At 38.0% G+C, this 23,426-nt stretch carries 22 protein-coding genes and 1 riboswitch; of the genes, 16 read left to right on the top strand and 6 right to left on the bottom strand.

Annotated features, from left to right (window positions below; genetic code table 11):
* The first annotated feature begins 47 nt into the window (after positions 1 to 47).
* Positions 48 to 1,046 (top strand): GGDEF domain-containing protein, encoded by a 999-nt coding sequence (locus ACTCAF_RS01070; protein WP_463061452.1) that lies wholly within the window; start codon positions 48 to 50, stop codon positions 1,044 to 1,046.
* A 222-nt stretch (positions 1,047 to 1,268) separates the two neighbouring features.
* Positions 1,269 to 1,832, top strand: coding sequence for an AmmeMemoRadiSam system protein A (gene amrA, locus ACTCAF_RS01065; protein ID WP_463061451.1), 564 nt, complete (start codon positions 1,269 to 1,271; stop codon positions 1,830 to 1,832).
* On the opposite strand, the gene ACTCAF_RS01060 is transcribed toward amrA, so the two are convergent.
* A complete protein-coding gene (locus ACTCAF_RS01060; protein ID WP_463061450.1) occupies positions 1,829 to 2,212 on the bottom strand; it encodes a hypothetical protein in 384 nt (127 codons plus the stop codon). The two genes, amrA and ACTCAF_RS01060, sit on opposite strands and share 4 nt — an antisense overlap.
* Positions 2,209 to 3,498, bottom strand: a complete 1,290-nt coding sequence (locus ACTCAF_RS01055; RefSeq protein ID WP_463061449.1) for a 4Fe-4S binding protein — start codon at positions 3,496 to 3,498, stop codon at positions 2,209 to 2,211. Before ACTCAF_RS01055 ends, ACTCAF_RS01060 begins: the two co-directional genes overlap by 4 nt.
* Positions 3,499 to 3,662: 164 nt before the next feature.
* A riboswitch (TPP riboswitch) is annotated at positions 3,663 to 3,753 on the top strand.
* Positions 3,754 to 3,813: 60 nt separating this feature from the next.
* On the opposite strand from ACTCAF_RS01055, the gene thiC reads away from it, so the two are divergent.
* The 4 genes from thiC to ACTCAF_RS01035 all read left to right on the top strand — a co-directional run bounded on the left by thiC (position 3,814) and on the right by ACTCAF_RS01035 (position 7,253).
* On the top strand, positions 3,814 to 5,079 hold the full coding sequence (gene thiC / locus ACTCAF_RS01050; protein ID WP_463061448.1) for a phosphomethylpyrimidine synthase ThiC: 1,266 nt from the start codon (positions 3,814 to 3,816) through the stop codon (positions 5,077 to 5,079).
* Positions 5,052 to 5,693: a thiamine phosphate synthase gene (gene thiE, locus ACTCAF_RS01045; RefSeq protein ID WP_463061447.1), complete on the top strand. Its 642-nt coding sequence runs from the start codon at positions 5,052 to 5,054 to the stop codon at positions 5,691 to 5,693. Before thiC ends, thiE begins: the two co-directional genes overlap by 28 nt.
* On the top strand, positions 5,686 to 6,603 hold the full coding sequence (gene thiL / locus ACTCAF_RS01040; protein ID WP_463061446.1) for a thiamine-phosphate kinase: 918 nt from the start codon (positions 5,686 to 5,688) through the stop codon (positions 6,601 to 6,603). The genes thiE and thiL overlap by 8 nt, the downstream gene beginning before the upstream one ends.
* 119 nt (positions 6,604 to 6,722) lie before the next feature.
* On the top strand, positions 6,723 to 7,253 hold the full coding sequence (locus ACTCAF_RS01035) for a hypothetical protein (protein WP_463061445.1): 531 nt from the start codon (positions 6,723 to 6,725) through the stop codon (positions 7,251 to 7,253).
* 53 nt (positions 7,254 to 7,306) lie between these two features.
* Here ACTCAF_RS01035 and ACTCAF_RS01030 read toward each other — a convergent pair whose 3' ends face one another.
* Positions 7,307 to 8,923 (bottom strand): fumarate hydratase, encoded by a 1,617-nt coding sequence (locus ACTCAF_RS01030; RefSeq protein WP_463061444.1) that lies wholly within the window; start codon positions 8,921 to 8,923, stop codon positions 7,307 to 7,309.
* 265 nt (positions 8,924 to 9,188) lie between these two features.
* Here ACTCAF_RS01030 and acnB point away from each other — a divergent pair, with 265 nt between their 5' ends.
* From acnB to ACTCAF_RS00980, 10 genes are all read left to right on the top strand, one after another.
* Positions 9,189 to 11,729 (top strand): bifunctional aconitate hydratase 2/2-methylisocitrate dehydratase, encoded by a 2,541-nt coding sequence (acnB, locus tag ACTCAF_RS01025; protein WP_463061443.1) that lies wholly within the window; start codon positions 9,189 to 9,191, stop codon positions 11,727 to 11,729.
* 267 nt (positions 11,730 to 11,996) lie between these two features.
* Complete coding sequence (locus tag ACTCAF_RS01020; RefSeq protein WP_463061522.1) at positions 11,997 to 14,219, top strand: NADP-dependent isocitrate dehydrogenase; 2,223 nt, start codon at positions 11,997 to 11,999, stop codon at positions 14,217 to 14,219.
* A gap of 82 nt (positions 14,220 to 14,301) precedes the next feature.
* Complete coding sequence (gene mdh / locus ACTCAF_RS01015; RefSeq protein WP_463061442.1) at positions 14,302 to 15,276, top strand: malate dehydrogenase; 975 nt, start codon at positions 14,302 to 14,304, stop codon at positions 15,274 to 15,276.
* Positions 15,277 to 15,423: 147 nt separating this feature from the next.
* Positions 15,424 to 16,599, top strand: coding sequence for an ADP-forming succinate--CoA ligase subunit beta (gene sucC / locus ACTCAF_RS01010; protein WP_463061441.1), 1,176 nt, complete (start codon positions 15,424 to 15,426; stop codon positions 16,597 to 16,599).
* Between the two features lie 3 nt (positions 16,600 to 16,602).
* Complete coding sequence (gene sucD, locus ACTCAF_RS01005; RefSeq protein WP_463061440.1) at positions 16,603 to 17,472, top strand: succinate--CoA ligase subunit alpha; 870 nt, start codon at positions 16,603 to 16,605, stop codon at positions 17,470 to 17,472.
* 13 nt (positions 17,473 to 17,485) lie between these two features.
* The gene (locus tag ACTCAF_RS01000; RefSeq protein WP_463061439.1) at positions 17,486 to 17,689 is read left to right on the top strand and encodes a 4Fe-4S dicluster domain-containing protein; all 204 of its coding nucleotides are present in this window, start codon (positions 17,486 to 17,488) and stop codon (positions 17,687 to 17,689) included.
* Between the two features lie 17 nt (positions 17,690 to 17,706).
* Positions 17,707 to 18,843 (top strand): 2-oxoacid:acceptor oxidoreductase subunit alpha, encoded by a 1,137-nt coding sequence (locus ACTCAF_RS00995; RefSeq protein ID WP_463061438.1) that lies wholly within the window; start codon positions 17,707 to 17,709, stop codon positions 18,841 to 18,843.
* Complete coding sequence (locus ACTCAF_RS00990) at positions 18,844 to 19,653, top strand: 2-oxoacid:ferredoxin oxidoreductase subunit beta (RefSeq protein ID WP_463061437.1); 810 nt, start codon at positions 18,844 to 18,846, stop codon at positions 19,651 to 19,653.
* A 9-nt stretch (positions 19,654 to 19,662) separates the two neighbouring features.
* Positions 19,663 to 20,202, top strand: coding sequence for a 2-oxoacid:acceptor oxidoreductase family protein (locus ACTCAF_RS00985; RefSeq protein ID WP_463061436.1), 540 nt, complete (start codon positions 19,663 to 19,665; stop codon positions 20,200 to 20,202).
* A gap of 47 nt (positions 20,203 to 20,249) precedes the next feature.
* Positions 20,250 to 20,564 (top strand): succinate dehydrogenase assembly factor 2, encoded by a 315-nt coding sequence (locus ACTCAF_RS00980; protein WP_463061435.1) that lies wholly within the window; start codon positions 20,250 to 20,252, stop codon positions 20,562 to 20,564.
* Positions 20,565 to 20,588: 24 nt separating this feature from the next.
* On the opposite strand, the gene ACTCAF_RS00975 is transcribed toward ACTCAF_RS00980, so the two are convergent.
* The 3 genes from ACTCAF_RS00975 to ACTCAF_RS00965 are packed head-to-tail and all read right to left on the bottom strand — an operon-like array spanning position 20,589 to position 23,421.
* Positions 20,589 to 21,299, bottom strand: coding sequence for a succinate dehydrogenase iron-sulfur subunit (locus tag ACTCAF_RS00975; RefSeq protein WP_463061434.1), 711 nt, complete (start codon positions 21,297 to 21,299; stop codon positions 20,589 to 20,591).
* Between the two features lie 13 nt (positions 21,300 to 21,312).
* Positions 21,313 to 23,082: a succinate dehydrogenase flavoprotein subunit gene (sdhA, locus tag ACTCAF_RS00970; RefSeq protein WP_463061433.1), complete on the bottom strand. Its 1,770-nt coding sequence runs from the start codon at positions 23,080 to 23,082 to the stop codon at positions 21,313 to 21,315.
* Between the two features lie 21 nt (positions 23,083 to 23,103).
* The gene (locus tag ACTCAF_RS00965; protein ID WP_463061432.1) at positions 23,104 to 23,421 is read right to left on the bottom strand and encodes a succinate dehydrogenase, hydrophobic membrane anchor protein; all 318 of its coding nucleotides are present in this window, start codon (positions 23,419 to 23,421) and stop codon (positions 23,104 to 23,106) included.
* Positions 23,422 to 23,426: the final 5 nt, after the last annotated feature.

The raw sequence follows: 23,426 nt of genomic DNA, 5'->3' as shown, positions 1-23,426 counted from the left end.
AGATAATAAGTATTTTTTTTGGCAAATAATTGTGATATTATTTTAGCATGAAAGAAGTGCTTCCAAATAATTTTTTAGATAATTTGAGTAATAATATCTGTCTGATTACAGGTATTTATTTTCTCGGGCTGAATATTCTTGTTGATGCAAGTCAGACATCTGTTTCTTTTCTGTATTATAATATTGCTTATCTGCTGACTGTTTTTATACTCCGATATAGGCCTGAAAATCAGACAATAAATGATTTGCTGCACATTGTAATATTTTATGTGTTTATTGGTATAGCATTTTTTTCTGTAAAAAGTTTGGTTTATCTGCTGTTGATGATTCAACTCTCCGGTATTTTTTTAATTTTAAGAATACCATCTAATTTTGCTGTAATAGCCTTGAATATAATGATTTTATTTTTTGATATTTATTTTTTGAGCAGTCAGGCTGATAATGGATTTATTAAAGCATATTTTGTTACGTATTTATTTGTTTTTTACATTGCTATGTATTTAAAAGACAGGATAAATAAAATGAGTATCAAGATTGAAGAGCTGTCTATAACCGATGGGCTGACCGGACTCTTAAACCAGAAAGGATTTTTTAAAAAGCTTGAAGAGGAATTTTACAGATCTTTGAGATATAAAAAATCTTTTTGTCTGATAATGATTGATTCTGACGATTTGAAAAAAATAAATGACAGTTACGGGCATAAATATGGTAATATGGTGATAAGACTTATTGCCGATATTATCAGGGATAGTTGTAGGCGAACGGACTTTGCAGGAAGATATGGTGGTGACGAATATATGATTTGCCTTGTTGAAACTGATATCAGGGCAGCATATGAGTTTTCTGAAAGACTGAGAAAGACAATTGAGTTAAAGTCACTGTTTACTGACAAGGGTAAAGATTTCAAAGTTACGGTGAGTGTGGGTATCTCGGGTTTTCCTGAAAGTGGAGATAAGCTATATGAGATAGTTGAGTCAGCAGATAGGGCATTGTATATGGCTAAAAATGATGGGAAAAATAGGGTGAAATATGTGCTTAAAAATTAAGCTTATCGGTACATTTTTAAAATCTAAAGCCTTTTTGGTATTTTGTGGATTTATTAAACAAGTTTTCAACAAAAATAAAATAAAAAAAATGCTTGACAAAGAAATTCAGGAAATATCAACATCTTTTGTAACTTGTTGTAAAAGAATAGTTTTTTACTGCAATAAATTCTTGAGAAAGCTGCTAACTCATTGTAGAATAAATTTTTCAACAGGTTTTCAACAATGAATGGTGAGTTTAAAATTACACAGGAAGATAAGGTTTTTTTGCTGAAAATTGCCAGAAAAAGCATTGAAGGCAGACTCTCTGGCAAGAAGTATGAAATAAAGGAGATACCATTAAATCTAAACTTTAATTCGGGGTGTTTTGTTACCTTGCATCTTGAAGGGATGCTCAGAGGGTGTATAGGAAATTTCAGGGATGATGTAAATATAGTTAAAAATGTATCGGAGATGGCGGTCAGCGCGGCTTTTAGTGACCCAAGATTTCCACCTATTTCTGATATTAATGAATTAAATCGGTGTGATATAGAAATATCCGTTTTGTCCCCTATGATTTTATGTGCTCCGGATGATATTGTAATAGGTAGGGATGGAATTTATATAAGAAAAGGTTTTTATTCGGGAGTCTTGCTGCCGCAGGTGGCAGTTGAGCACAATTTCGACAGAGAGACTTTTTTGACGCATACATGCTTGAAGGCCGGACTTGCAGGTGATTGCTGGAAGAGTAAGGACGCAAAAATATTTAGATTTGAGGCACTTGTTTTTTCTGAAAAGCAGTTTGTTTAATAAAAATTGCCTTTAAATATCTCAAGCTCTTTTGACATATTTTTGCTGAGGAGATATCCTATAATATAAGAAGGATTAATGTCTTCAATCATTTTTAATAATTTTCCAAGCAATCCAAAAGGATTTTCGTCCCTTAATACTTCAAGGCTATCAGCTTCAATGACTGCATTTTCAAAATCAGCAATTATATTTTTATAAATTTCTTTATTGCTCCCTTTAAGCTCTATGTAAATTTTTCCGTAAGAAAAAGGGTTATCAGGTGTTGCAGAATATAGTTTTATTGAATAATCTGACTCTTCTGCGGTAGTCAGTATAAGTTTTATAATATCTATCAGTTTGTTGTCATTCATGTTGCCGACTATATAAACTTTATAATTCATTTTAAGGCTCCGTTTGTGCAATAAGAAACACACGCCCTACAGCCAGTACAAAATGAAGAGTCTATATCAATTTTGCCCCCTTTGATTTTTAATGCGGGGCAATATGTGTTATCTATACAAACGGGAATTTTTGAATTTGCTGCGCAAGTGCACTTTTCTAATTTTAATTTAGGTATTTTGTACGAGGCGATATTGTCGCATGAGTATGGAAAAATAAAATTTGCCTTTGATATTTTAAAAGGATATTTTATAAACTTGAAAAATTCGCGGTCGATATCGGTATCTTTCAGTAATATTACTTTGCCGTCAATGTTTACATTTTTAAGATATTTTTGGCTAAAGCTGGAATAATTGGTTATAAAAAGAAAATTTTGCTTTACTTCCGATATCAATATGCCGTAAAACTCATTTATTTTCAAGGGGATAATATCAAATATTTCATATATGCTCTTGCAGTTTATGTCTGAAAATACAAAGTATTCTTTCAGATTCATTTTGCTGAAAATACTTACAAAAGGGCAACCGGGACAGAGAGAAGGCCTCGTCTTTATATCATTGATATTGTCATTATATTTTATAACTTCGCAAGTAATCCCCAGTTTACCAATTATATTCGCAAATTCTTTTATTTCCGAGTCATATGCATTGTAAATCTGATGTTTGAAAGGAGGTTTTAAGTGAGGTATTATGTAGTTAAAAAAAGAGCCTTCAAATTTAAAAGATAATATTTTTTGCTCAAGAATGTTTGGCATTTTATTGCTCAGTATTGCCTCTGCAAGTGAAAGTTTTTCCTCAATAACATACTCCTCAGCCTGAGTTAAATTTGATTTTGTAATATTTTGCCTGCTTTGCTGATTGTCTATGGCAAATGAATATTCTTTTGCAAAATTTATAACAGATGTTTCAGATAAAACAATATTTATAGGCAGACGTGTGTCCAGCGAGATTTCATACGCTGTCTCAAGGAAGTAGCCTAATTGCTCAGTATTTTTACAAAATAAAGTGGGGATGGTTATATCGTCAGGTATTTTAGTGCTTACAATAATAAATGTGCCGCTCAAGAGATTTTTAATTTTATAATATGGGAGCTTATCCATAAAGGCGATACATTTTTTTCCAAAAATTGCCGATGTGCCAAGAGATTCTACAATTTCTACGGGGTTTAGAAAATCTACTGTCCCCTCCAGTCTCAACAGAAAATTATGTTGCACAGCGACTATGTCAAATTTTGCTCTGTCTATAAATTCTATCAAAATTTCTTTAGTGGTCTTGTAAATTAAATTCATGGGGAGTTAATAGATTTTTTCCAGATTAAATTCAAGCAGAATTTTAAAGCAGGTACACCGATTGTCAGTAGAAAAGTACCGATTAATTTTTATTGTTAAAGATAAAAGTTATTTCTCACATAAAAAAACTTGCTTAAAAACAAAAGTTGTCTATAATAATTCTAAAATTTCCGTGGGGGTGCCTTAAAAAGGCTGAGAGATACCCCTGAACCTGAACCGGGTAATGCCGGCGTAGGAAACGGAGTATGACTTAGATAATTAAGCCACCCGTTTTTGCGTCGGGTGGCTTTTTTAGTATAAATTCGGAGGATTGAAATGACACAGCTTGAGGCAGCAAAACTTAAAACTCCCACCGAGGAGATGAAAAAAATTGCGCAGGATGAAAATATTGAAATTGAAGAATTGATGACCCTTATATCTCAGGGGAAGATTGTAATCCCGAAGAATAAAAACAGAGAATTTGAAAAGGTAATGGCTATCGGCAAAAAAATGAGAACTAAGATAAACGCAAATATCGGCACGAGCGGTGACTGCCCGACTTATGAAAGAGAGATGGAAAAACTTAAAGTTGCAATTGATGCTGGCGCTGACAGTGTTATGGACCTTTCAACCGGTGGCGACCTTGATAAAATCAGAAAAATGATTCTTGAAAATTCTTCTGTAATGGTTGGGGCAGTGCCTATTTATGCTGTTGCAGCAAGACTTGCAGAAAAAGATATGCCTACACATAAAATGGATGGGGATGCGTTGCTAAAATCTATTGAAGAACAGTGCAGGCAGGGGATTGATTATATAACTGTACATTGCGGTGTTACAAAGGAGTCGGTTGCAAGAATGGACAGGTCAAACAGGATATGTGGTATTGTAAGCCGTGGTGGTTCGATTTTAGCTGACTGGATAAGAAAGAATGGAAAAGAAAATCCCCTTTTTGAATATTATGATGATTTGCTTGATATAGCATATAAATATGATGTTACTTTAAGCCTTGGTGATGGTTTCAGGCCGGGGGCAATAGCCGATGCGACCGATAGAGGTCAGATTGACGAGCTTATAATTTTGGGTGAGCTTGCAGCAAGGGCAAAAGAGAAAAATGTTCAGGCAATGATTGAAGGACCAGGTCATGTGCCGCTTAACCAGATTCAAGCCAATATGATTATTCAAAAAAGGCTTTGTGATGAGGCGCCTTTTTATATTTTAGGTCCACTGCCAACAGATATAGCTCCTGGCTATGACCATATCACGAGTGCAATAGGAGGAGCGATAGCTGGTGCTGCCGGTGCAGACTTTCTATGCTATGTTACACCTGCTGAGCATTTGTGTTTGCCCGATATGGAAGATGTCAGGGAAGGGGTTATAGCGTCAAAGATTGCAGCCCATATTGCTGATATTGCAAAAGGGTATCCCGGAGCAATGGAAAGGGATATACAGATGAGTATTTACAGAAAAAACCTTGACTGGGAAGGGATGTTTTCTCTTGCAATTGACCCGGTAAGAGCAAGGCAAAAATTTCAGAAAAATAGCGATGTAAATTCCTGTACAATGTGCGGAAAATTATGTGCAGTAAATATAGACAGGAAATAAAAAAATACCTGAAACTTTATCTTGTTCTTGAGACAGAGATGTTAAAACTTCCACTTGAAAATTTTCTTGAGGAAGTTTTAGCTGCGGGAGTTACTGCAATACAGCTGAGGGATAAAAACAAAACTGCTAATGAAAGATACTATATCGCTCAAGAGATTTTAAAAGTATTGAAATATTATGACGCTATGTTTGTGGTGAATGATAGACTTGATCTTGCATTATCAGTTGGTGCAGGGTGTGTCCACCTGGGGGTAAAAGATATTCCTGCTAAAGTTGTGAAATTGAGTTTTCCTGATATAATTGTAGGTTACTCCTGCAACAATTATGAGGATGTTAAGGTTGCTGAGGATGCCGGTGCCGATTATATAGGTATTGGCCCGGCATTTTATACCGGCACTAAAAACGACTTAAGAAATGTCATAGGCCCTGGTGGGGTTATTTCTCTACAAAGTGAAACCGATTTGCCCGGTGTTGCAATTGGGGGCATTAATCTTGAAAACGTAAAGTTTTTTAAAGGTACGAATCTTTCTGGTGTGGCTGTATCAAGTGCAATCTGCTCTGCGGAAAATCCGGGGGAAACCGTTAAAAGATTTCTGGATATTTTGTATGGATGAGTTTGAATTTATAAACAAGCTCAAGAAAAAACCTGAAAAGGATATTTTATCAATAGGTGATGATGCAGCATATGCAGAAGGTTTATTGATTGCAAAGGACTTGCTGGTTGAAAATGTTCATTTTTTACCATCTACCCCGATTAAGTTTGTTATAAAAAAACTTTTTGTGTCAAATATCAGCGATATATGTGCAATGGGTGGCTATCCTGAATATTGTTTGCTTGGTATTTCAATCCCCTCTGGTTATCCTTATATGGATGAACTTATTTCTTCAATTAACGAAATGACAGAAAAATATAACATTTGCCTGATAGGCGGAGATACTACCAGCAGCTTATCAGGTCTATTTTTATCATTAACAGTAATTGGTAAGTCTTATAAAGATGTCCTGAAAAGAAGCGGGGCAAAACCGGGTGATTTGGTTTATTTGTCAAGGTCTGTTGGTTTGTCAAAGTTATCCCTTGAGAAGGAGCTTGGAGTAAGAGAGTGGGACATAAACCCATATCTACATTATAATAATGAGCCGGAGATTGAGTTGGGCAGGTTACTTGGAAATTCAGGAATGGTTACAAGTTGCATAGATATAAGTGATGGTTTGGGGAGAGATGCTTTGCATGTGGCAGAAATGAGTCGGGTTAAGATAATTATTCATGAGGATATGCTTGATACTACAATATTCAATGACTTTGATTTATCCGACAAAATTAAATATGCCATCTCTTCCGGAGAGGAGTTTGCTTTAATGTTTACTGTAAATAGTGAAATGAAGGAAAATTTCAGCCATTTGACTTATCAATTTAAAGATAGGATTCGTGAAATTGGTGTTGTAGCTGAAGGAAGTGGTGTATTTTTGAAAAGAAGAAATATGTTTATTGATATATCTAAGTGGGGCTTTGAGCATATTTTGTAAATTGTGATATTTTTTTAAAGAGATATAAAAAATGCTTGATTTTAGGTGTATTTCATTTTATACACTTTTATATACTTCAAGATATACAGATGTCTTAGAGATGGAATATGGAGGAATGAATGAAAAAGTTGATTGTAGTGGTTTTAGGAATGTTTTTGTTTGCTTGTTCTCAGAATACTGTGAAAGATGAAAATACAGAAAATAGTGCTACCAATGGGCAGCCAATTCAGACGCAACAGTCTGAAAAGCCTGCCGTTTCATCTCAGGAAAGTAGTCAAAAAGTACCTCAGGAAAAAAGAATCAGTGTACCTGAGGAAGTTGTAAAGAAATTTAAAAGTGTTATTATCGCTGTTAGTGATAAAAAATCCAATAAAGACTTTGAAACTGAAGTGTTGATAGGTCAGAAGGCTCAGGCTGTTGGGACAAATCTTACTATTGAGGTTGAGTATTACCTCCCTGATTTTGTAATGGATGCAAATAGTTTTATGACTTCAAAGTCTGCAGATGAAAACAATCCTGCTGCAAAAGTTAAAATTTATAAGGCTCAAGAACTTGTTTTTGACGGGTGGCTTTTTAAAAACTTTCCGGATATGCACCCTTTTGTTGACGAAGATTATGCTATAAGTCTTAAAGGTTCTGTTTTAAAATAATTATTGAAAATTACTATAAAAAAGGCGGCCAATCGGCCGCCTTTTTTTGTTGTTTATTTAAACTTTGCAAAGAAATCATTCCCTTTGTCATCCACAAGTATAAAGGCAGGAAAATTTTCTACTTTAATCTTCCATACTGCTTCCATTCCAAGCTCAGGAAAATCTATGCATTCAACTTTTTTGATATTTTTTTCTGCAAGAAGTGCCGCTGGACCTCCGATACTTCCAAGGTAAAAACCGCCATATTTTTTACATGCATCTGTTACCTGCTGACTTCTATTCCCCTTGGCAATCATAATCATTGACGCACCGTGGGATTGAAGAAGATCAACGTAGGAGTCCATCCTACCAGCGGTTGTAGGACCAAATGAACCTGAAGGTTTTCCTTTAGGAGTTTTGGCTGGACCGGCATAGTATATCGGATGTTTTTTAAGGTATTCAGGTACTTCTTTGCCACTGTCAATAATTTCTTTAAATTTTGCGTGTGCTATATCTCTTCCAACTATAAGAGTACCGTTTAGTCTCAGCGCAGTCCCTACAGGATATTTGCTCAAATCTGCCAAAACTTCGCTCATTGGTCTATTAAGATCGATTGGAATACCTGCTTCCTCTTTTGTCCTGTATTCGTCAGGTATGAGTCTTCCCGGATTTCTGTCAAGCTCTTCAAGCCAGATACCGTCTTTGTTGATTTTTGCCTTTACATTTCTATCTGCTGAGCAAGATACCCCCATTCCAACAGGACATGACGCTCCATGTCTTGGGAGTCTGATTACTCTCACATCATGGCAGAAGTATTTCCCACCAAATTGAGCGCCAAGGCCAAGTTCCTGGGCTGCTTTTAAAAGTTTTTCTTCAAGTTCAAGATCTCTGAATGCTCTTCCGTGTTCATTCCCGGTGGTAGGAAGTTCATCAAGATATTTGGTTGAAGCAAGTTTGACAGTCTTCAGGTTTGCTTCAGCACTTGTTCCGCCTATAACAAATGCAAGGTGATAAGGCGGGCAGGCTGCAGTACCAATTGTTTTCATCTTTTCTATAAGAAATTTTTCAAGTTTCTCAGGGTTAAGTAGTGCTTTGGTTTCCTGGAAAAGGTATGTTTTGTTGGCACTTCCACCACCTTTAGCCACAAACAGGAATTTATATTCATCCCCTTCGGTTGCGTAAATATCAATCTGTGCAGGTAGGTTGGTACCCGTGTTTTTTTCTTTGTACATATCAAGGGCAACAGTCTGAGAGTATCTGAGGTTTTCTTCGGTATAGGTTTTATAAACACCTTTGCTTAAATACTCGGCGTCATTTGCACCTGTAAAGACATTTTGCCCCTTTTTGGCAACGATAGTGGCTGTACCTGTGTCCTGACAAAAAGGAAGTTCAAACTTGGCAGATATTTCAGCATTTTTCAGAAATGCAAGCGCAACTGTCTTGTCATTTTCAGAAGCCTCAGGGTCAGATAATATTTTTGCTACCATTTCATTGTGCTCTGCCCTCAGCAGAAATGAAACATCCCTCATAGCCTGATTGGCTAAAAAGGTGAGCATTTCAGGTTCGATAACAAGCATTTGTTGTCCGTTAAATTCTTTAACGGAAATTCCATCTTTTGAAAGGAGTCTGTATTTAGTTTTTTCTTTTCCTAAAGGAAAAGGTTCCTGATAAAAAAAATCTGGTGTTGCCATAAGTTACCTCCGTTTAGAATTATTTTGCTGCAAATTTAACATCATTTTATTTCAAAAAAATCATTTTGTCGAGTAAATATTTGCTTTACTTATTGATAATAATGGTAATATTGTTAAATGTAATAATGCGTATTAGATATTTTTATCATTTTGAATCGAATCTTTCTCCCCTAAGTTTTTATTCAAAAAGATGTTTTAAAAAATTTTTGACAAATGGAAAATAAAATTGTATACAGAATACAAAATACTTTTGTGAGGTATGGTTATGTTGGAAAAATATTTGGAACATGTTGAAGAAAGAAAAAAGATGAATATACCCCCTCTTCCATTAAGCCCTGAGATGACTGAGTTTGTGTGCAAGAAGCTTGAAAATCCAGAACCCGGGAAAGAGGAATTTTATCTTGAACTTTTAAGGGACAGAGTTGCGCCTGGTGTTGACCCTTCAGCAAAGGTTAAAGCTGAGTGGCTTCACAAGGTGGCAAAGGGTGAAGTGAAATCCCCTGTCGTGTCAAAAAAAGATGCTGTTTTTATGTTGGGTACAATGCTTGGTGGATATAATGTCCAGTATCTGGTGGAGTTTTTAAGCGATAATGAGCTCGCAGAAGAGTCAGCAAAAGGATTGAAAAATACTATACTGGTATATGATTCTTTTGATAAAGTGGCTGAACTTTCAAAGTCTAATAAGTTTGCAAAAGAAGTTATACAGTCATGGGCCAATGCCGAGTGGTTTACCTCTAAAGAACCTCTGGCAGATGAGATTAAGGTGGTTGTTTATAAGGTTGACGGAGAGATAAATACAGACGACTTTTCACCTGCCAAACATGCTTGGAGCAGGCCTGATATCCCTCTTCATGCTCTGGCAATGGGAGAAACAAGATTTCCTGGTGGAAATGAAAAAATAGCGGAGTTTAGAAAGCAAGGGTTAAAAGTTGCTTTTGTAGGCGATGTTGTAGGTACTGGGTCTTCCAGAAAATCAGCTTGTAACTCAGTAATGTGGCACATTGGTGATGATATCCCTTATGTTCCTAATAAAAGGAGAGGCGGGGTTATTTTGGGCGGTCTTATCGCTCCTATCTTCTTTAATACTACTCAGGATTCCGGTGGTCTTCCCATAATGTGTGATGTTACAAAACTTAATACAGGTGATATCATAACCATAGACACCAAAAAAGGTGAAATAAGAAATGAAAAAGGTGAAGTGGTTTCAACATTTGAAATCAAACCACCTACATTAAGAGATGAGTTCAGAGTCGGTGGAAGATTAAATCTTATTATCGGTAGGGCACTTACTGCCAAAGCGAGAAAATTTCTTGGGCTTCCTGAGTCCGATATATTTATAAGGGCAGAAAATCCAAAACCAAAGCCAAATCAAGGATATACCCTTGCACAAAAAATTGTTGGAAAAGCTTGCGGCCTTGAGGGTGTACTACCAGGTACATCTTGTGAGCCAGTGATGACAACTGTTGGCTCTCAGGATACTACAGGTCCGATGACTGCAGATGAACTGAAGGAGCTTGCCTGTTTGAAATTTCAGGCTGATCTTTTTATGCAGTCATTCTGTCATACTGCAGCTTATCCAAAGCCAGCTGATGTTAAAATGCATAAAACGTTACCTCAATTTGTAGTTGAAAGGGAAGGGGTGGCTCTTAAACCTGGTGATGGGGTAATTCATTCATGGCTTAATAGATTGCTGCTTCCTGATACAGTTGGTACCGGTGGCGATTCACACACAAGATTCCCAATAGGTATATCTTTTCCCGCAGGCTCAGGTCTTGTAGCTTTTGCAGGTGCATTGGGATTTATGCCTCTTGATATGCCTGAATCGGTACTTGTCAAGTTTAAGGGGGATTTAAATCCGGGGATAACGCTAAGGGATGTAGTAAATGCAATTCCGTATTATGCTATTAAGCAGGGACTTTTAACCGTTGAGAAAAAAGGTAAAAAGAATGTTTTCAATGGTCGTATATTAGAAATGGAAGGGTTGCCTAACCTGACTGTTGAACAGGCTTTTGAATTGACAGATGCTTCTGCTGAAAGGTCTGCTGCTGCAGCCACAATTAAGCTTTCTGAAGAAACTGTTGCAAACTTTCTGAGAAGCAATATTGCATTGATGAAGCAAATGATCGAAGATGGTTATCAATATGCTGATACATTGAAAAGAAGGATTGAAAATTGTGAAAAGTGGCTTGAGAAACCTGAACTTCTTTCAAGGGATGAAAATGCTGAATATGCTGCTGTAATAGAAATAGACCTTGCTGATATAAAAGAACCTATTCTTGCATGTCCAAATGATCCAGACGATGTTAAGCTGTTATCTGAAGTCGCAGGCACAAAGATAGATGAAATGTTTATAGGTTCATGTATGACCAATATAGGGCACTTCAGGGCAGCAGGCAAAATTTGGGAAGGCAGTAAAGAAGCGCCTGTCAGAATCTGGTTGACACCTCCTACCAAAATGGATCAGGCTCAATTGATGAGTGAAGGTTATTACTCTATCTACTCAACAATAGGGGCAAGGATGGAGATTCCCGGGTGTTCACTCTGTATGGGTAATCAGGCAAGGGTAAGATCAAATTCAACCGTAATTTCAACGTCAACAAGAAATTTTGATAACAGGATTGGCGATGGGGCGCAGGTATTTTTAGGTTCAGCTGAACTTGCAGCTATTGCCGCACTCCTTGGAAAACTCCCTACAGTTGATGAGTACTTTAAAATATTTAATGAAAAAATTACTCCGAAAAAAGGCGAGATTTACAGGTATCTTGAATTTGATAAAATGGAAAAGGTAGTTCTTCAGTATTCATAACAGCTTTTGGGGAGCACGAAATGTGCTCCCCAATTTTGTAAAACATTGGTTTATGTGTGGTATAGATTTTTTTAATACACTGTTTCTTGAAAAAACTCGTTATACTGGCATGTTAAACCTCACTATTAAATTATTCAATATTTCTTGACAATTAAAGGGATATGGTTTATATCTGTATACTGTATACAGTGTAAATTGTGTGTGTTCCAAATTGAAATACTGTTATAGATTTACAAATAAAAAAGTGAGAAGGAGATGTTTATGGCTATGGGAACTCCAAAAATAATATGGACAGAAATTGATGAGGCACCTGCTCTTGCTACCTATGCTTTTTATCCTGTGGTTAAAAAGTTTGCAAAGGAAGCAGGTATTGAAGTTGAGCTGAAGGATATTTCGCTTTCAGGAAGAATCATTGCGGCTTTTCCTGATTATTTAAAAGAGGAGCAAAGGATACCGGACTATTTGGCTGAGCTGGGCGAACTTGTGAAAAAGCCTGAGGCAAATATTATTAAGCTTCCTAATATCAGTGCATCTGTACCACAACTGCAAGCAGCTATTAAAGAGCTTCAGGAGAAAGGATATAATGTTCCTGATTATCCTGAAGAGCCTAAAACTGAGGAGGAGAAAAAGATTCAGGAGAGATACTCAAAGATTTTGGGCTCAGCTGTTAATCCTGTCCTTCGTGAAGGTAATTCTGATAGAAGGGCAGCAAAATCTGTAAAGAAATTTGCTCAAAAAAATCCTCATAAAATGATGAAAGAGTGGCCAAAGGACTCAAAATGCAGAGTTGCCCATATGGAAGAAGGTGATTTTTACGGGTCTGAAAAATCTATAACTACGGATAAAGCTCAGACTGTTAAAATACAATTTGTTGATGAAAAAGGGAATGTTCAGGTAAAAAAAGAGGTCAAACTTCTTGCAGGCGAGGTGTTTGACAGCTCTGTAATGCATGTTGCAAAATTGAGGGATTTTTACGAAAAGACTGCCAAAGAGGCAAAAGACAAAAATGTGCTTCTTTCACTACACCTTAAAGCTACCATGATGAAGGTATCAGACCCTGTAATGTTTGGTCATGCAGTGTCTGTGTATTTTAAAGATGTATTTGAAAAACATGGTGAAACATTGAAGCAGATTGGTGCAAATCCAAATTACGGCCTTGGGGATATATTGGCTAAACTTGAAAAATTGCCAGCAGATAAGAAAGAGGAGATTCTTGCTGACATAGATAAATGCTATGAGAAGGGTCCAGCGCTTGCAATGGTTGATTCAAGGAACAATATCACTAACTTACACGTACCAAATGATGTAATTGTGGATGCCTCAATGCCTGTTGTTGTAAGAGATGGCGGCAAAATGTGGAATAAAAATGATGAGTTGCAAGACACGATTGCCATGATTCCTGACAGATGTTACGCAACAATGTACAGTGAAATAATAGAGGACTGCAAGAAAAATGGCCAATTTGATCCGGCAACTATGGGTAGTGTTTCAAATGTCGGATTGATGGCTCAGAAAGCAGAAGAGTATGGCTCTCATGATAAAACCTTTATAGCAGAGGCAAAGGGTAAGTTTCAGGTTGTTGCAGAGGATGGCTCTATTTTGATGGAACAGGATGTTGAGAAAGGTGATATTTATCGTTCCTGTCAGACCAAGGACGTTGCAATTAAGGACTGGATTGGCCTTGCCTTTAGAAGGGCAAAAGAGTCCGGTGAACCTGTAGTTTTCTGGCTTGACAAAAACAGAGCGCATGATGCCGAGATAATTAAGAAAATTGAAAAATATTTACCTGAATTTGATACTAATGGGATTGAGTGGCATATTATGGCTCCTGTGGAGGCTATGAGATTTTCTCTTGAAAGAATTAGAAAGGGACTTAATACAATATCAGCCACAGGTAATGTTCTGAGAGACTACCTTACAGACCTGTTTCCGATTTTAGAGCTTGGCACTTCTGCAAGAATGTTATCCATTGTTCCGCTTCTTGCAGGTGGAGGTCTTTTTGAGACTGGTGCAGGTGGTTCAGCACCAAAGCATGTCCAGCAATTTTTAAAAGAAGGTCATTTGCGCTGGGATTCACTTGGCGAGTATTGTGCGTTAGTGCCATCGTTGGAACTTGTTGCAAGAAACTATAATAATAAAAAGGCAGAAGTTCTTGCAAAAACTCTTGACGAGGCAATTGGGATGTATCTTGAGAATCAGAAACTGCCTTCAAGAAAGGTAATGGAAATTGACAACAGAGGAAGCAGTTTCTATCTTTCGCTGTATTGGGCACAGGCTCTGGCAGCTCAAAATTATGACGCAGAGTTGAAGGCAAAATTTGAAAAGGTTGCAAAAGCATTGACTGAAAATGCTGCAAAAATTGATGAAGACCTGATTAAGTGTCAGGGCAAGCCGGTTGACATTTGTGGGTACTACAGACCAGATCCTGCAAAAGCAGAAGCAGCAATGAGGCCAAGTAGTATTTACAATGAAATTATTGACAATATGTAATGTAGAGGGGGTTGCCCCTCTATTTGAAATTTGGGAACACAACCTGTATTTCGCAGGTAAAAAAATATAAAAGGGGGCTAATATGGCTTTTAAAAGACCTAAAATAGCTTTGATAGGTGGTGGACAGATTGGTGGAGTTTTGGCTCAGCTTTCAGCTCTGAGAGAGCTTGGTGATGTTGTAATGTTTGATATCGTTGAGGATATGCCTCAGGGTAAAACTCTTGATATTGCCGAAGCATCAAGGGTAGATGGATTTGATGTTTGCTTGAAGGGGACAAACGAATACAAGGACATTGAAGGCGCAGATATTGTTATTGTGACTGCCGGATTGCCAAGAAAACCTGGTATGAGCAGGGATGATCTTCTTACTACAAATGCTAAAATAATCAAATCGGTTGCTGAAGGGATCAAGCAGTATGCGCCGGACTCATATGTAATTGTTATTTCTAACCCGCTTGATGCGATGGTAACACTTATGAAACAAGTCACAGGATTTCCTGCAAACAGGGTAATGGGGCAGGCTGGCGTTTTGGACTCATCAAGATTTGCAACATTTATATCTTGGGAGCTTGGTGTGTCTGTTAAAGATGTTAATGCACTTGTACTTGGTGGCCATGGAGACACTATGGTTCCACTTGTTCGCTATGCCAATGTTAATGGTTGTCCTGTTATGGAGCTTCTTGAAAAGAAATATAATGACAAAGCAAAAGCAAAAGAAGTAATGACTGCAATGGTTGAAAGGACCAAGCAGGCTGGTGGTGAAGTTGTTAAGCTTCTCAAAACAGGCTCAGCTTTTTATTCTCCAGCATCTTCTGCAATTCAGATGGCTGAAGCAATACTGAAGGATCAGAAGAGAGTTCTTCCGGTATGTGCTTATCTTGACGGCGAATATGGCGTTAAAGATTTTTATGTTGGTGTTCCTGTCATTCTTGGCGGCAACGGTGTTGAAAAGGTTATCGAACTTGACCTCAACGACGAAGAGCAGGCAATGTTTGATAACTCTGTAAATGCAGTTAAGAATCTTGTTGAGGACATGAAAAGGTTAGGATTTCTTTAAAAATTAATAATGGGTTAACGGGGTGTAGTGACACCCCGTTTTAAAAATAGCTCACCTTAAAATTATGGTTGAAAGAGTGAAAATATGGTATTAAAAGCAAAATTTGAATTGGTATTCGAAACAACAATCATAATAGGAAGGTGAGTTATGAACATTCATGAGCATCAGGCAAAAGAAATTTTTCGTAAGTACGGGGTTCCAACTCCCAAAGGGTTTGTAGCATTCAAACCTGAAAATGCAGTTAAGGCTGCTCAGCAACTTGGCGGCGATCTGGATGTCTGGGTTGTAAAAGCTCAGATACATGCTGGTGGTAGAGGTAAGGCCGGTGGTGTCAAGCTTGCAAGGTCAACTGAAGAAGTTGGAATGTATGCAAAAGAACTTTTAGGTAAAACACTGGTTACTCATCAGACCGGACCGGAAGGGAAAAGGGTTCACAGAATTTATATTGAAGAGGGTGCTGAAATTGAAAAAGAGTTTTATCTTGGGATGGTATTAGATAGGGCTTCTGAAAAACCGGTTATGATGGCATCTACTGAAGGCGGAATGGAAATAGAAGAAGTGGCTGCAAAAACCCCCGAAAAGATTATTAAGGTTGAAATAGATCCTGCAATCGGATTTCAGGGATTTCATGGCAGAAAACTTGCATTTGGACTTGGTCTTCCAAAAGAGCAGGTAAATAAGTTTATCAGCTTTGCACAGGCAGTTTATCATGTGTATATGGATTACGATGCAAACCTTATCGAAATAAACCCATTAATTCGCACAAAGGACAAAAAATTTCTTGCACTTGATGCAAAAATGGGTTTTGACGATAATGCCCTTTACAGACAACCAGAAATTCTGGCAATGCGCGATTTGACTGAGGAAGAACCAACTGAAATTGAAGCAGGTAAATATGGACTCAGTTATATCAAGCTTGACGGAAATGTTGGTTGTATGGTTAATGGCGCAGGCCTTGCAATGGCAACAATGGATATCATTAAGCATGAGGGCGGACAGCCTGCCAACTTCCTTGATGTAGGTGGTGGTGCAAGTGCCGAAACTGTTGCCAAAGGTTTCGAAATTATCCTTCGTGATCCTAATGTAAAAGCCATTTTTGTAAATATATTTGGTGGTATAGTAAGATGTGATAGGGTTGCAAACGGAATCCTTGAGGCTACCAAGCTTACAAAGGTGGAAGTGCCTGTTGTTGTTAGACTGGATGGAACAAATGCGGAAGAAGCTGCAGAAATTCTTAATAATTCTGGTATAAAAAATATTATTTCAGCCAAAGATCTTAAAGACGGCGCCAAAAAGGTCGTTGAAGCTGCAAACAGGGGGTAAAAAATGAGTATATTGGTTAATAAAAATACAAAAGTAATTGTACAGGGTTTTACCGGAAAAGAAGGTACATTCCATGCTGAGCAATGTATGGCATACGGAACACAAATAGTTGGTGGAGTAACTCCAGGAAAAGGGGGCCAGACTCATCTTGATAAGCCGGTTTTCAATACAGTGGAAGAAGCTGTTAAAGCAACCGGGGCAACCGTAAGCTTGATTTTTGTTCCACCTGCTTTTGTTGCTGATGCGGTGATGGAAGCGGCCGATGCGGGTATTGAATTGGCAGTTACCATTACTGAAGGCACACCTGTTAAAGATATGATGTATGCTAAGGCTTATGCTGTAAAAAAAGGTATGAAGATGATTGGACCTAACTGTCCAGGAATTATTACATCAGAAGAGTGCAAGATTGGCATTATGCCAGGCTTTATTTTCAAAAAAGGGCCAGTTGGGCTTATATCCAAATCAGGCACGTTAACTTATGAAGCAAGTAACCAGGTTGTAAAAGCAGGCTATGGTGTAAGCACTGCGGTTGGGATTGGTGGTGACCCTATAATAGGTTTAAGTTATAAAGATTTGCTTCCTCTTTTTGAAAAAGACCCAGAAACTAAACTTATTGTGATGATTGGTGAAATTGGTGGTACATTGGAGATAGAGGCAGCAGAATTTATAAAAGAAAATATAACAAAGCCGGTAGTTGCATTTATTGCTGGGCAGACTGCTCCAAAGGGTAAGAGAATGGGGCACGCAGGTGCAATTATTTCAGGCGGCAAAGGTACAGCGAAAGAAAAAATGGATGCTCTCTCAGCGGCAGGTGTTCATGTCGTGGTTAGCCCTGCTGATATAGGGGAGACTGTTGCTAAAATTCTTAAATAATAGGGAGTAGTAAATGGCAAAAGCAGAGAGAATTGAAATCAATAAAAAGTGGTGCAAAGGTTGCGAAATATGTGTTGAGCTATGCCCAACAAATGCACTTGAAATGGTGGATTTCAAGGTTGCAGTAAAAGACCTTGAAAAATGCATTGCGTGTATGCAGTGTGAACTTAGATGTCCAGATTTTGCAATTGTTGTTTATAAGAAAGAGAAAGAGTAAGATTAAGGGGGATACACGTGGCTAAAAAATTAGAATTTATGATGGGTAACCATGCAGTGGCAGAAGGCGCACTTTATGCAGGCTGTAAGTTCTACGGCGGTTATCCAATCACACCTTCAACAGAGGTTGCAGAAAGAATGGCTGAAAGATTGCCAAAGGTAGGTGGTAGATTTATCCAGATGGAAGATGAAATTGCAGCAATGGCATCAGTAATTGGTGCATCTCTTGCCGGTGTCAAGAGTTTAACTGCAACAAGTGGACCTGGGCTTTCTTTGAAGCAGGAAAATATTGGTTATGCAATGCTTTGCGAAATTCCAGTTGTTATTGTTGATGTTATGAGAGGAGGTCCTTCAACTGGTATGCCTACTGGTCCAAGCCAGTCTGATATCATGCAAGCTAAATGGGGGACACATGGAGATCATCCGGTGATTGCTGTTACCCCGGCATCAGTTCAGGAACAATTTAATGAAACAGTAAGAGCATTTAACCTTGCTGAAAAATATCGTTGTCCAGTATATGTTTTAACAGATGCTATTATAGGTCAAATGATGGAACAACTTGAAATTCCAGAGCCAGGTGAGCTTGAGGTTATTGAAAGACCAAAACCTGATTGCAAACCTGAAGAATACCTGCCATTTGATATGGATAAGGAATTTGTGCCATTGGCAGCATTTGGCTCAGGTTATAGATATCACGTTACTGGTCTTCACCATAATTCAGACGGTTTTCCAACAAATGACCCTGTACTTCACACAAAAAATACTGTCAGACTCATTGAGAGAATAAACAAAAACTACGATGATATTATGAAAGTAGAAGAATTTATGACAGATGATGCTGAAGTACTTGTTTTTGCCATAGGTGTTTCTGCAAGGTCTGCAAAACATGCTGTTATTGAAGCAAGAAATCAGGGGATAAAAGCAGGTTTATTAAGGCCACTTACAATCTGGCCATTCCCTGACAAGCACATTGATAATATCTTGAATAAAGGCAATGTTAAAGGGATAGTTGTTCCGGAAATGAACCTTGGTCAGATGACACTTGAGGTTCAAAGAGTAGCAAAAGGTCGTTGTCAGGTAGAGGGACTCTTCAGCTTAATGCTTGATCCTATCCTTCCTGGGGAAATAGTTGAAAAAATCAGGAGGTTTGTATAAATGGCTTACGATTACGCTAAATATTTAAGACCCGGTAAGTTGCCACACATATGGTGTGCCGGCTGCACATACGGTATAGTTTTGAAATCAATGATAAGGGCTATTGACTCCCTTAATTATGATAAGAATGATGTTGTAGTTACTTCAGGTATTGGTTGTTGTAGCAGGCTTCCTGGTTATGTGGATTTCAACACCCTTCATACAACACATGGAAGGTCAATTGCATTTGCCACCGGTGTGAAAGTTGCAAATCCAAAGCTGAAAGTTATTGCACTTGGCGGTGATGGTGATATGACCGCAATCGGTGGTAACCACTTTATCCATGCCTGTAGAAGAAACATTGACATAACTGTCTTTGTTTTCAACAATAATATTTATGGCATGACCGGTGCGCAATACTCTCCAACTACACCAAAAGGTGCATGGGCAACAACTGCACCATATGGAATGACCGAAAATAACTTTGATATTACCAGTCTTGCAATTGGTGCAGGCGCAAGCTTTGTTGCAAGAACTACTGCTTATCATGCAACACACTGTGAAAAGATGATAAAAGAGGCTCTTGAACATAAGGGTCTCAGTGTAGTTGAAATTATCAATGCTTGTCCTACAGGATTTGGAAGGAAGAATAAGTTTAAAACTCCTACATCAATGCTTCTTTGGATGAAAGATAGTGCTGTAAATGTGGAAAAGGCTAAAAATATGAGTCCTGAAGAACTCGCTGGCAAGTTTACAATAGGGGTTCTTCATAAAGAGGAAAAGCCTGAATATCTTGAAACTTATGATGCTACAGTTGGATTAAAAAAATAGGAGTAAACAATGGCAAGAGTAGATATAAGATTAGGTGGTTCTGGTGGTCAAGGTACGATTACTGCTGCTGCAATTTTGGGTTATGCAGCAGTGTATGCAGGTAAAAACGCCGTACAAACTAAATCATATGGCCCTGAGGCAAGAGGTGGAGCTGCAAGAGGTGAAGTAGTAATAAGTGATGAAGAGATAAACTACGTTAAGGTTATAAAGTCAGACGTACTTGTTGCACTTACTCAGGAAGCATGTGATAAATTTATAGAGGATGCAAAAGAGGGAAGTGTTGTAATAGTGGACAGTATGATGGTTAAAGATTTACCTAAAGGGAACTTTAAACTGTATGCGCTCCCTATTATCAAGACTGCTGCTGAGGATATAGGTAAATCAATGGTTGCTAATATTGTTACACTCGGTGTTGTAAATGAAATTACCAAACTGCTTGACTATGATAAGCTTGAGAAAGGTGTGTTAAGTAAAGTGCCAAAAGGTACTGAGGAGCTTAATAAAAAGGCTCTTAAAGCAGGAGTAGACCTGGTAAAAAATATGAAGTAGTTATGAATGTCCGCTTTAAAAGCGGACTTTTTTATTTTGGAGGCCTGATGGAAGATATCAGAAACAATCCTGAATTCAAAAAATGTGTATTTCAGTGTGCAAGAAGAGCAATGCTTGAAAATGAGTATTTCCTCAAGGACTTTTTAGAAGAAGTTGTCATAAAGAAGTACAATTTGGATGATATAAAAAGACTTAATGTATTTCTTAAGGAAATCTTTGATAATGATTTATTTGATGTAATCATGGGGAACAAAACTGCTGAAGACTATAAGGATAAATATGAATATAAATTTTTAAAGGACATGGAAGAGTTTTCTAAAAATGTAAGAGAGAATGCGAAGAAAAAAATAATAAAGGAGTAAAAAAGCCCGCGTAAGCGGGCTTTTTTAATATTGTCTTTCAAGTAGCATCTGACGTATGCCAACAATTGCTTTTGTCGGGTTAAGTTCTTTTGGGCAAGCTTCAACACAGTTATAAATTGTGTGACAACGCCAAACACCGTTTTTATCATTTAATATAGGTAATCTTTCCTCAGCACCTTCATCCCTTGAGTCAATTAAATATCTGTAAGCTCTTAAGAAAGCATTAGGCCCAAGGTACTTTTTGTCAGCCCAGTATGACGGACAAGAAGAAGAGCAGCAGCCACAAAGTATACATTCATAAAGTCCGTCGAGTTTTTTCCTATCTTCAGGGGACTGATAAAATTCCTTGTCAGGAGCAGGAGATTTTCTGATTAGATAAGGTTTAACTGTGATAAACTTTTCAAAAAAATCATCCACATCCGTAACAAGATCTCTCATTACAGGCATGCCAGGGAGCGGCTGAATAACAAGATGATCAGATCCTAAATCCTCAATTTTTGTCATACATGATAACATATTGACACCGTTAACATTAATACCATCAGAGCCGCAAACACCTTCGCGGCAGGAGCGTCTAAACGCAAGTGTAGTATCCTGCTCCCATTTTATCTGGTTGAGACCCTCGAGCATGAGCATGCCAGGCCTTCTAATCTCAACTTTATATGTCTGGTAGTAAGGCTCTTTATCTTTTTCAGGGTCATATCTGAATATTTCAAAAGTAACGAATTTGCTCATTTTGTCCTCCTAATTAATATACCCTTGGTTTTACAGGGAAAGGTTCTACCGTAAGAGGCTTCATTCTTACAGGTCTGTAACCGACAACAATGTTGCCATCCTTATCGAGAGTAACCTCACTGTGTTTAAGGAAGTTAGCATCATCCCTTTCAGGATAATCCTCTCTTGCATGGCCGCCTCTTGACTCTTTCCTGAGCAGTGCACATTCAGTAAGAGCCTGAGAAACCAAGATCATATTATTTAATTCAAGGGCCTCAATTAATTCAAGGTTGTATATGGAAGACTTATCATTAACCCTGAAGTTATCCATTTTTGTTTTAATCACCTGAAGTTTCTCTTTTGCTTCAGTCATTAACTCTTCCGTCCTGAAAACACCAACATTTGTTTCCATAACTGTCCTAAGCTCTTCATATACCGGACCAAAGGTATTTTCACCGTTGCTGTTTAAAAACTTTTGCAACAACTCAACACCTTCCTGACCAGCATTTTCTGCCAGAGGTACGAATGAAATAGAATTGGCGTATTTTGCTGCTTCTTCGCCAGCTGTTCTTCCAAACACTACAAGGTCAAGGAGTGAGTTTGTACCAAGTCTGTTTGCACCATGAACTGAAGCAGAAGCAATCTCACCGGCAGCAAAAAAGCCAGGAACAGTCTCTTCAGGGTTTGAACCAAATCCTTTGATTACATGAGTTTTATAGTTTGTTGGAATACCACCGTTTTGATAGTGGGCAGTAGGCATTACAGGTATTGGCTCCTTAGTACAGTCAACACCAGCAAACACGAGAGCAAGTTCATGAATACCGGGCAATTTTTCCATAATAGCTTCGGCACCAATGTGATCAATTTTCAAGAGAACATGATCCTTTTTTGGGCCAACACCGCGACCAGCCAAAACTTCTTTTACCATAGAACGGGAAACAATATCACGTGGCGCAAGGTCTTTAATGGTAGGTGCATATTTTTCCATAAATCTTTCGCCGTTGGCGTTAAGAAGGATACCACCTTCACCCCTAACACCTTCAGTAATAAGGTTACCGGCAAGGTAAATACCGGTCGGGTGAAACTGTATAAATTCAGCATCAGACCATGAGAAACCTTTTCTCATAGCTACGGCAAGCCCATCACCGGTGTTTATATGTGCATTGGAGTTAGTTTTAAAAATTCTACAACAACCACCGCTTGCAAAAACAACAGCTTTTGCATGAAAGATGTGGAATCCACCATTTTGAATATCCCAGCAAAGTAAACCGTTTACTGCACCATCATTTACAAGAAGCTCAAGAACATAAAATTCACTGAAAAACTGTGTTTTTTGTGCAACTGCCTTTTCATAAAGAGTTTGAAGCATAACGTGGCCTGTTCTGTCTGCGGCATAGCATGCTCTTTTGACTGGTCTTTTTCCAAACTCAGCAGTATGCCCACCAAAAGGCCTTTGAGCAATTTTACCTTCAGGAGTTCTGCTGAAAGGTACACCAATGTGTTCCAGCTCAATTATATATTGTGGTGCGAGCTTTGTCATGTACTCACATGCATCCTGGTCGGCAAGATAGTCACTCCCTTTTACAGTATCAAACATATGCCAGTGCCAGTGGTCTTCTTCAAGGTTTCCAAGAGCAGCAGAGATACCACCCTGAGCAGAAATAGTATGGCTACGTGTTGGGTATACTTCAGATATAACAGCAGTGCTGCAATATTGAGAAGCAACCTGAGCTGCGTTGAGACCGGCTCCACCTGCTCCAAAAACTACAACATCAAATTTATGATACTCGATTTTTACAGACATAACTTAACCTCTCTAAATTTTTTATAAGCTTGAAACAACGCCGAGAGCAAGGACTGTTAGAGTGACACCTACTATCCAGTAGATAGCAAGTATTATTGCTCTCCATATTGTGCTGGACACATAATCATCAGTTATCATCTTAAAACCGTTTAATGTATGAAATATTCCAAAAGCAAAAAGAGGTCCTAAAACAATCTTTTTAAGCCCCCAATCGCCGGACTTAAGCATTGAGAAAAAATGGATAAAAATTACAAGTATCAGAATAACACCTGAAACTCTCTGAAGCAGCCATTCGAAAACGCCGCTATCACTTGAACCGTTAAACTTGAATTGTCTCATTACAT

This window comes from Deferrivibrio sp., assembly GCF_055117995.1.
This window is presented reverse-complemented; position numbering and strand designations above follow the sequence as displayed.